This is a genomic window from Sphaerimonospora cavernae (assembly GCF_042435035.1).
Classification (GTDB): Bacteria; Actinomycetota; Actinomycetes; order Streptosporangiales; family Streptosporangiaceae; genus Sphaerimonospora; species Sphaerimonospora cavernae.
This window is the reverse complement of record NZ_JBHMQT010000022.1, coordinates 1-8,459: the sequence shown is the minus strand read 5'-3', so window position 1 is coordinate 8,459 and position 8,459 is coordinate 1. Positions and strand designations below refer to the sequence as shown.

Genomic DNA, 8,459 nt, shown 5'->3' with positions numbered 1-8,459 from the left:
GCGCGTGATCGGGAGTCGGTGAAGAGCGCGTTGATCACGCTGGTCGAGCACGCCCTGACCTCCCACGTCGCCGCACCCGGATGGAGCCGTTCCTGACCTGACGGCGCAGGGGGCTGCGCCGGGAGGAAACCTCCGGTCCCCGCTCGCTCCCGCTCTCTCCCGCTCCGCCCCCGCGGGCATCGCGGTCATTGAACGGGGATCGCCTCGATCAGGCTCGCCCCGACGGGGAGCGGCAGGACGCGCGAGAGCGTGAAACCCGACTTGCCGAGCAACGCCGCGTACTCGTCCCGGGTCCGCTCCTTGCCGCTGCCGAAGAGGGCGAGCATCCGCAGGTCGAACTCCTTACCGATATGCGGCGAATCGTCATCGGGGAGCACCGTCTCAAGCAGCAGCACTCGGCCGTCGTCGGCCATCGCGGCGCGCACGTTGCCGAGAATGCGCAGCGCGTCGTCGTCGTCCCAGTTGTGAATGATGCTCGCCAGCAGGTAGGCGTCCGCCCCGTCCGGAACCCCCCGGAAGAAGTCGCCGCCCACGAACTCGCATCGGTCGCCGAAGCCACGCCCGCCGAGCACTTCGCGCGCGTGCGTCACCACGCTCTCGCGATCGAAGAGCACGCCCCGCAGCCGCGGGTTCGCGTCGAGCACCGCTGCGAGCAGATGACCCCTTCCCCCGGCCACGTCCACGAGCGTCCCGAAGCCCGAGAAGTCGTAGGTGGTGGGCAGGGCCGACTCGATCGAGGCGCTCCGGACTCGCATGTAATCGTTGAAGTCCCGTGCGAGCTCGGGCCGTTCGGCCAGATAGTCATAGAACGGCCCGAAGCGTTCCGCGAACATGGAGCGGCCCCGGCGTACGGTCTCGGGAATGGACCCCATGGCGTACCAGTAGCCGGGCTCCACCATCACCCGCAGGGCGCCCCGCATGCTACCCGGGACGTCACCCCGGAGGGCCTGGCCGTTTTCGGTCAGCTCGTAGACGTCGGGGCCGACCGTGCGGACGATCCCGATGGCCGCGAGCTCGCGCATCACCCGTCCGAGAGAGGGGGCGTGCGCTCCGCACGCGCCGGCCAGTTCGGTGACGCTCATCGGTCCGCCCGCCAGGTGGTCGGCGCAGCCCAGCTCGGCCATGGTGGCCATGGCGCCCAGCCGCGTGATGCCGACGATAGCGTTCCAGATGGGGTCGTTCGAGTCGATCATTGCTGCTCCAGAACAGTGGTCGCAGTGGTGGAACCGCCCCGGACGAGGCGGCCGACTTCGGCGCGCAGTCGGACGAACTCGTCGAACTGCCGGGTGGCGATCTGGTCACGGGAGGCGCCCAGGTCGACCTTGAGATCGGCCGTGACGCGCGCGGGCGACCTGGTGAGGACAATGACGCGGTCCCCGACGTACACGCTCTCGTCGATGTCATGGGTGATCAGCAGGATCGTCATCCCGTGGTGCGCGCAGACCCGCAGCACCAGGTCCTCCAGATCCTCGCGGGTCTGGGCGTCCACCGACCCGAACGGCTCGTCCATGAGGAGCAGCGACGGGCGGTAGGCGAGGGCGCGGGCGATCGAGACCCGCTGCTGCATGCCACCGGACATCTCCCAGGGATACTTCCCCCCGGCGTCGGCCAGACCCACCTGGTCCAGGGCCGCCATCGCGGCCTCGCGGCGGCGCCTGCGGTCCAGCCCCCTGCGCCGCAGCGGTAGCGCGACGTTGTTCGCCGCTGTCATCCATGGGAAGAGGGAGCGGCTGTAGTCCTGGAACACGATCGCCAGATTGTCCGGAATCCGATCCACCGGCCGGCCACCGAGCAGGATCTGCCCGCCGGACGGCCGGATGAGCCCGGCGATCGACCGCAGCAGGGTGGACTTCCCGCATCCCGATGGGCCGACGACGCTGACCAGTTCGCCTTCGGCGACGGACAGGCTCACCCCGTCGAGCACGCGGTGCGAGCCGTACGAATGGACCAGTTCGGTGATCTCGAGCACCGGATCCTCCTGATCGGTCTGCTAGTTGGTCTGCCTGGCGCCCCGGTGCCAGGCGAGCACGCGCCGCTCCAGCAGCAGGAAAGCGGAGTTGAGCAGGTAGCCGAGAAGGCCCAGCATCACCAGGCAGCCCCACATGTCGGGGTAGAGGTAGCTGCGTTGTGCGTAGAGAAGCTGGTAGCCGATCCCTCCGGTGCCCCCGAAGATCTCGGCGATCACCAGGAGGATCAGCGCGAGGGAGAGTGCGAGCCGCAGGCCGGCGAAGATCTTCGGCATGGCGGCGGGGAGGATGACCTGCCGGAGGCGCTGGGCCGCGGAGAACCCGAAGATGCGCGCGGTCTCCAGATGCTGGCGGTCCACACCGCGCGTGCCGTCGACGGTGTTGAGCAGGATCGGCCAGATCACCCCGAACACGATCGTGGCCAACTGCGCCGGAGTGCCCAGTTTCAACAGCGCCAGAAAGAACGGCACCAGCAGCGGCGGTGGTACGGCCCGGCCGAGTTCGATCAGCGGGTCCAGGTAGTCGGCCAGGCGAGATGAGCATCCGATGGCGATCCCGATGAGCACACCGAGGACCGCGGCGGCCAACCAGCCGCCGAACAGCCTCGCGAGGCTGGGGCCGAAGTCGCCGAGAGCCTTGTCCGTCAGCAGGAGATGGGCTGCCGGGCCGGAGAACCAGATCTCGTGCATGCGTGCGAGGATCGCCGAGGGAGGCGGGAAGAACGGCTGAGCCGCGGAGCGTGTGGCGATCTCCCAGGCCACCAACGTGACGGGCACCAGCCAGAGCCGGCCGAGGGCCCGGATGACCGATCGGACGGGATGTGCGGCCACGTGGGTCACCGGGCGGCCTCCGATCTCGCGTGGTGCCATCGGAAGAGCCGGCGTTCCGCCGCGACCAGGACGGCATTGGAAAGGACGCCGAACAGACCGGCCCACAGGGTCGCGGCCAGCATCAGATCGATCCGGTTTCCGCTCGCGGCCTCGGTGATGAAGATCCCGATCCCTTCCGAGCCGCCGGCCATCAGTTCCGCACTGACCGTCAGGATGATCGCGATGCCGGAGGCGACCCGTACCCCGGTCGCGATGAACGGCGCCGCACTGGGCAGCGCGACGCGGGCCAGCACGGCCAGCGGGCCGAACCCGAAGCCGTGCAGGGTCTCCTTGGCGAGCGGATCGACGTCCTTCAGGCCGTAGATGGCGTTGATCAGGACCGGCCAGGACGAAGCGTACGCGATGACGGCCAGTTTCAGGTGCAGGTTGTCGCTGAAGAGCAGGATCGCGAGCGGGATGATCGCGACCGACGGGATCGGCCGGAGAAACTCGATCAGCGGGCGGACCGCGCGCTCGACGGCGGGCAGCGCGCCGAGCACCAGTCCGGCTGGTACGGCCACCGCCACGGTGAGGAGGAGCCCCAGGGCCCAGGCGGCCAGGGTGGCGACGGCGTCGCCGAGGAACTCCGGGTCGACGATCAGGCCCGCCGCGCTGACGAGGATCGTCGACATGCGAGGCAGGAACCGTTCGTCGACCAACCCGCTCAGGCCGACGGCCTCGACCGCGGCGGCGAACCCCGCGGCGCCGGCGACGCCGCGGAGCACTCGGACATGGTTCATGAGCTGGTCATGATCCTGTGGTGGCTTCTGTCAGCTCGCCGGAGGCGGCAGGATCATGGACTTCGCGTCGAGCTCCGTCTTCAGGTAGCCGTACTCCTTCATCAGGTCTATCACCCGCTGGAGCCGGGTCTCGCTCAGTGAGGTGGGGTAGGAGCCCAGGGAGATGACGGCCGCCGTGGCAGCGTCGATCTTGGTGTACTTGGGCAGGGTCTCTTCCACGATCTTGCGGTCGTTCGCCACGAGCTCCTGCGCCTTGCCCAGCGCGCGCTGGAAGGCCGCCATCGTCTTCGGGTACTTGTTCGCGGTGTCTTCCGTGGTGAACCAGCCGGCGACGGGGAGATCCTCAGTGGGACCGGTCATCTCATCGGTGATGATTCTGCCGCCGGCCTTGGACTCAACGGTGATAAACGGTTCGACCATAGCTGCTGCATCGACCTGTCCGTTTTCCAGGGCTGCGGGCATGTCGGGGAACGGTTTCTCCACGAACTGGTCCGGTGTCGCGGTCACTCCGGCCACCTTCATCTGCACTTCCGCAGTGAGTTGCATGACGCTCTGGAACGTGTTGACCGCGATCTTCTTCCCCTTGAGGTCGGCCACGGTCTTGATGGGAGAGTCCTTCTTGACCATGATCACGAAGGCGCCGGGTGCCGCGCCGTAGCTGTCCGCGACGTACTTGAACTTTCCGGCCCCCTTGTCTTGGGCGAGGAACGTGCCGATGTAGGCGCCGAGCGTCAGATCGATGCTCCCGCCAAGCAGTTTTTGGACGCCGACCGCGCCGCCGGCGACGACCTCGGGCTTGACCTCCAGACCCTCTTCCTTGAAGAAGCCCCTGTCGATGGCGACCTGCAGCGGTGCGCTGTCCGGGACGGGGATCGTGCCCACGACCAGCGTGGTCTTCTCCAGTCCGTCGTCGTCGGGGGAGGAGGACGTCGTCTCGGAGTTGCTGCAAGCGGTCAAGGCCAGCACGGCCGCGACACCTATGGCGAAGGTTCGCCCCATAAGCCTCATTGGGTCTCCTTAGCAGGGGGGAGATGTCGCCCGCCTGGTCAGGTGATCAAGTGAAGACGGGTGACGGGCGAGAAGCGTACCGGAGACAAAACGAATCAACAGCATTCGGCCACCTATGTCACTAAACTAGCCAAGAAGTCCATTATGTCCAGATGTCTGGGCCTTTGGAGGTTTGGACCGATGTTATGGTGTAACCCTATTTTGGGCCTGTCGTGCGGCCCTCCAGTCCTTGCTGGACATCCCACTTCTGATTGGTTTCGAACCATATTCGGTATGCTTTGGAACGTTCCTAATATATTTGAGGTCTTGGTCTATCTCGTCCTTTTATGCTCAAATTGCCGATGACTTGTGGGGTTTCCCGTACGGACCCACCGCGAAACTCTTTCCTCAGGACCAGCGCGAGAGGTTGCGACCAGTGAGGACAGCAACGATCGAGAGTGGTCGCCGCGCCGATCTCGAGCCGTCCGGCGTAGCGAGCGCCGGCGGCACGACCCCCGCGAACGTGCGACGGCCTGCCGGGCCCCGGGCCGAGACCTCGAAGGGAGGCGGGACCGAGAATTCGATGGCGCTGAAGAACTGGCGGGTGCGCAACCGTCTCCTGGCGCTGATCGTGCTGCCGACGTTCGTCGCGGTCCTGCTCGGCGGTCTGCGTGTGATCACCTCGATCGGCAGCGCCGCCGAGTACCAGCGCGTACGCGAGGCGGTCGAGTTCGTCGCCGGCATCGGTGCGCTGACCCACGAGATCCAGCTGGAACGCGACCTTTCGGTGAGGTATGTCGCGAGAGGCCGCCGGGGAGGCGAGGTCCTCGCTCTGATCAACAGGCAGCACGAGACCGTCGACGCCGCGGTGAAGCAGGTGCTGGCCAAGGCCGCATCCGACGGCGACACCCTCGGTGAGATCGGCAGGGCGGATCTTTCCCGCGCCATGGGCCGGCTGACGGACCTGCCCGCACTGCGCAAGATCGTGCTTGAGAGCCGGCTCCCGCCGCTGCCCACCATGGAGAAGTACCGACTCGTCACCGCCGACCTGCTGCGAGTTTACGACGCCGCCGGTCAGGGAGTGCCGGACGAGGCACTGGGCGCGAGCATCAAGGCGCTCGGCGCCCTGGCTCGCGCCCAGGAGGCCGTATCGCAGCAGCGTGCGCTGCTCGCGATCGCTCTGGCCCGGCAGGGGTTCGAGCAGGACGAACTCGACGCCTTCGCCGCCGCGACCGCCGGCGAGCGGAGCGAACTGACCTCGTTCAACGCCGAGGCGACGATCGCCCAGCACCAGCTCTACAGCGACACCGTGACCGACCAACTGGTCGACCGGGCGAGGTTCTTCGTCAGCCGGGCGCGCTATCTCGACGCGGCCGGGCTGCCGATCCGCAATCTCGATCGCAGGGGTGGCTCCGACGAGGAGCGATGGTTCGACGCGATCAGCAGACAGGCCGACCTGATGCGGGAGGTCGCCGAGACGATCAACGGGTCCGCCGTCGACAGGAGCATCGACCTGCAGGGGAGCGAACGGAACGTGGCCGTGTTCAACGCCACGTTGATCGCCGCGGTCCTGCTGCTGGTCCTGCTCATCACCGCCGTCATGGCCCGCTCACTGGTGCAGCCGCTGCGGCGGCTACGAAGAGAGGCGCTGGAGGTGGCCGGGCGACGCCTGCCCGAACTCGTGCAGCGGCTGCGCGAAACCGACGGCGGGCGCGGACGACAGGACGTGCAGCCGGTCGGGGTGCAGTCCGCCGACGAGATCGGCGAAGTCGCCCGGGCATTCGACGAGGTCCACCGCGAGGCCGTACGGCTGGCGGGCGACGAGGCGCAACTGCGCAGCAACATCAACGCGATGTTCGTGAACCTGTCGCGGCGCTCGCAGACGCTGGTCGAGCGGCAGATCACCCTCATCGACGGTCTGGAGCAGGGTGAGCAGGACGAGCGGCGGCTGGGCGACCTGTTCAAGCTCGACCACCTCGCCACCCGCATGCGGCGCAACAGCGAGAACCTCCTGGTCCTCGCCGGCCAGGAACCCGCCCGCCGATGGAGCCGCCCCGTCGAGATCACCGATGTGCTCCGAGCGTCCCTGTCCGAGGTCGAGGGATACGAGCGGGTGGCGCTCAACGTCCCCGGCGACGCGGCGATCGTCGGCCAGGCCGTCAACGACGTCATCCATCTGCTCGCAGAGCTCATCGAGAACGCGCTGGCGTTCTCCTCCAGGGACACCCGCGTGACGGTGTCCGGAAACAGCATCGACGGTGGCGGCGTGATGATCTCCGTAACGGACTCCGGCATCGGCATGACCACCGAGGAGATCTCCCAGGCGAACCACCGCCTGTCCAATCCTCCCGTCGTGGACGTGTCGGTCTCCCGGCGCATGGGACTTTTCGTGGTCGGTCGGCTCGCGCTACGCAACGGCATCAGGGTGCAGCTCAGACCGCATGACGGCGGAGGCCTGACGGCGATGGTCCTGCTGCCGGAGGCGCTGATGAGTCGGCCCGCCTACCAGCCTCCGGCCCACGTCGGCGCCTTCGCCCCCGCGTGGAGCCCCCAGCCGAGCCGGCCGAGTCAGCTGGGCGAGCCGGACTGGTCGGGGCGGTCGCCGATCGCGCCGCGATCCCTGGACGGTCGGGCGGTCTCGCAGCCCGCCCCCATCGCCTCCGCCGCCTCCGCCGCCTCCGCCGCCCCCTTCGACTCCACCACCGGTCCTGTCGGTCCCACGACCGGTCCTGTTTTCGCTCCGGCGGCCCCTCCTGCGCGACCGCGCCGCTACGACGACGTTCCGGATGAGGCGGCGACCGGTCCGATGCCGGTACTGCGGAACGCGTCGCTGGAAGAGCCTCAAGAGGAGTTCTTACCGATCTTCGCCTCCGTAGAGTCGGCATGGTTCAGGCGGGCCACCCCGTCGGAGCCGGAATCGGAATGGCAGCGGCCGTCCGCGGTCGACGCCGGCTGGCAGGCCGCCGCGGCCGTCGCCCGGCAGCCTGCCTCCGAGGGCAAGACCACCTCCGGCCTGCCCAAGCGGGTTCCCAAGGCCAACCTGGTGCCGGGCTCGGCCGATCCGGTGGCGGCCCCGGCCGCACCACCGCCCGTCCTGTCGCCGGATCGCGCCCGGAGCCGTCTGTCGAGCCTCCAGCAGGGCGTACGTCAGGGCCGCGCGGTGGCGCGCGGGGAGATCAGCGAGGACCAGGGCTACTCGATGAGTGAAGGGGAGCAAGCATGATGGAGATGAGTCAGGCTGCGCGCGGCGTCAACTGGCTGATCAGCGACTTCGTCGGCTCGGTTCCGGGTGTGGCCCACGCGGTGGTGGTGGCGTCGGACGGTCTGCCGCTGGCCTATTCCGACGGCTTCCCACCGGATCGGGCTGATCAGTTGGCGGCGGTAGCGGCCGGTCTGATCAGTCTGACGCAGGGTGCGTCCCGGGTGTTCGAGGGCGGGGCGGTGACGCAGACGGTCGTCGAGATGCAGCGTGGGCTGTTGCTGATCATGTCGATCAGCGACGGGTCGTGCCTGGCGGTGCTGGCCGCGCCGGACTCCGACCTCGGGTTGGTGGCGTACCAGATGACGTTGCTGGTGGACCGGGCGGGACAGGTGCTCACGCCGGCGCTGCGCGCCGAGCTGCAGTCGTCCCACTCTCGGAGGTGACGGTGGACCCGTGGGGGCAGCCGCACGGCGCCCCGATCCCTCAGGAGCCCGCTTCTCCGGTCCGCCCCTTCACCGTGACCGGGGGGCGTACGGCGCCGCGCATGCAGCTTGCGATGGAGGCGCTCGTGTCGTCCGCGACCACCGCCCACATCGACCTGTCCGGTCGCCCGCCGGAGCACCGCGCGATCAGCTCGCTGTGTCGTCAGGTGCGGTCGGTGGCGGAGGTGTCCGCGTTGTTGCGGATGCCGCTG

The 8,459-nt window shown here is 68.3% G+C and carries 8 protein-coding genes; 3 read left to right on the top strand and 5 right to left on the bottom strand.

What is annotated here, in order from left to right:
- Positions 1-185 precede the first annotated feature (185 nt).
- Genes ACFHYQ_RS12225 through ACFHYQ_RS12205 form a run of 5 tightly spaced genes read right to left on the bottom strand, consistent with a single transcriptional unit; the run spans position 186 to position 4,584 of the window.
- Positions 186-1,193, bottom strand: a complete 1,008-nt coding sequence (locus ACFHYQ_RS12225; protein ID WP_394301235.1) for a methyltransferase — start codon at positions 1,191-1,193, stop codon at positions 186-188.
- Positions 1,190-1,969, bottom strand: a complete 780-nt coding sequence (locus ACFHYQ_RS12220; RefSeq protein ID WP_394301234.1) for an ABC transporter ATP-binding protein — start codon at positions 1,967-1,969, stop codon at positions 1,190-1,192. The genes ACFHYQ_RS12225 and ACFHYQ_RS12220 overlap by 4 nt, the downstream gene beginning before the upstream one ends.
- A 21-nt stretch (positions 1,970-1,990) precedes the next feature.
- The gene (locus tag ACFHYQ_RS12215) at positions 1,991-2,836 is read right to left on the bottom strand and encodes an ABC transporter permease (RefSeq protein WP_394301233.1); all 846 of its coding nucleotides are present in this window, start codon (positions 2,834-2,836) and stop codon (positions 1,991-1,993) included.
- Positions 2,803-3,576, bottom strand: coding sequence for an ABC transporter permease (locus tag ACFHYQ_RS12210; protein ID WP_394301232.1), 774 nt, complete (start codon positions 3,574-3,576; stop codon positions 2,803-2,805). The genes ACFHYQ_RS12215 and ACFHYQ_RS12210 overlap by 34 nt, the downstream gene beginning before the upstream one ends.
- A gap of 30 nt (positions 3,577-3,606) precedes the next feature.
- Positions 3,607-4,584 (bottom strand): ABC transporter substrate-binding protein, encoded by a 978-nt coding sequence (locus tag ACFHYQ_RS12205; protein WP_394301231.1) that lies wholly within the window; start codon positions 4,582-4,584, stop codon positions 3,607-3,609.
- Positions 4,585-4,999: 415 nt separating this feature from the next.
- On the opposite strand from ACFHYQ_RS12205, the gene ACFHYQ_RS12200 reads away from it, so the two are divergent.
- From ACFHYQ_RS12200 to ACFHYQ_RS12190, 3 genes are all read left to right on the top strand, one after another.
- Complete coding sequence (locus ACFHYQ_RS12200; protein WP_394301230.1) at positions 5,000-7,786, top strand: sensor histidine kinase; 2,787 nt, start codon at positions 5,000-5,002, stop codon at positions 7,784-7,786.
- Positions 7,783-8,208 (top strand): roadblock/LC7 domain-containing protein, encoded by a 426-nt coding sequence (locus tag ACFHYQ_RS12195; RefSeq protein ID WP_446746294.1) that lies wholly within the window; start codon positions 7,783-7,785, stop codon positions 8,206-8,208. Before ACFHYQ_RS12200 ends, ACFHYQ_RS12195 begins: the two co-directional genes overlap by 4 nt.
- A partial coding sequence (locus ACFHYQ_RS12190) for a DUF742 domain-containing protein (RefSeq protein ID WP_394301228.1) occupies positions 8,205-8,459 on the top strand: 255 nt, incomplete at its 3' end. The genes ACFHYQ_RS12195 and ACFHYQ_RS12190, both read left to right, overlap by 4 nt.

Coding starts and splice junctions, on each gene's coding strand:
- ACFHYQ_RS12205 (WP_394301231.1), bottom strand. CDS start 4,584: ATGAGGCTTATGGGGCGAACCTTCGCCATAGGTGTCGCGGCCGTGCTG.
- ACFHYQ_RS12210 (WP_394301232.1), bottom strand. CDS start 3,576: ATGAACCATGTCCGAGTGCTCCGCGGCGTCGCCGGCGCCGCGGGGTTC.
- ACFHYQ_RS12225 (WP_394301235.1), bottom strand. CDS start 1,193: ATGATCGACTCGAACGACCCCATCTGGAACGCTATCGTCGGCATCACG.
- ACFHYQ_RS12195 (WP_446746294.1), top strand. CDS start 7,783: ATGATGGAGATGAGTCAGGCTGCGCGCGGCGTCAACTGGCTGATCAGC.
- ACFHYQ_RS12215 (WP_394301233.1), bottom strand. CDS start 2,836: ATGGCACCACGCGAGATCGGAGGCCGCCCGGTGACCCACGTGGCCGCA.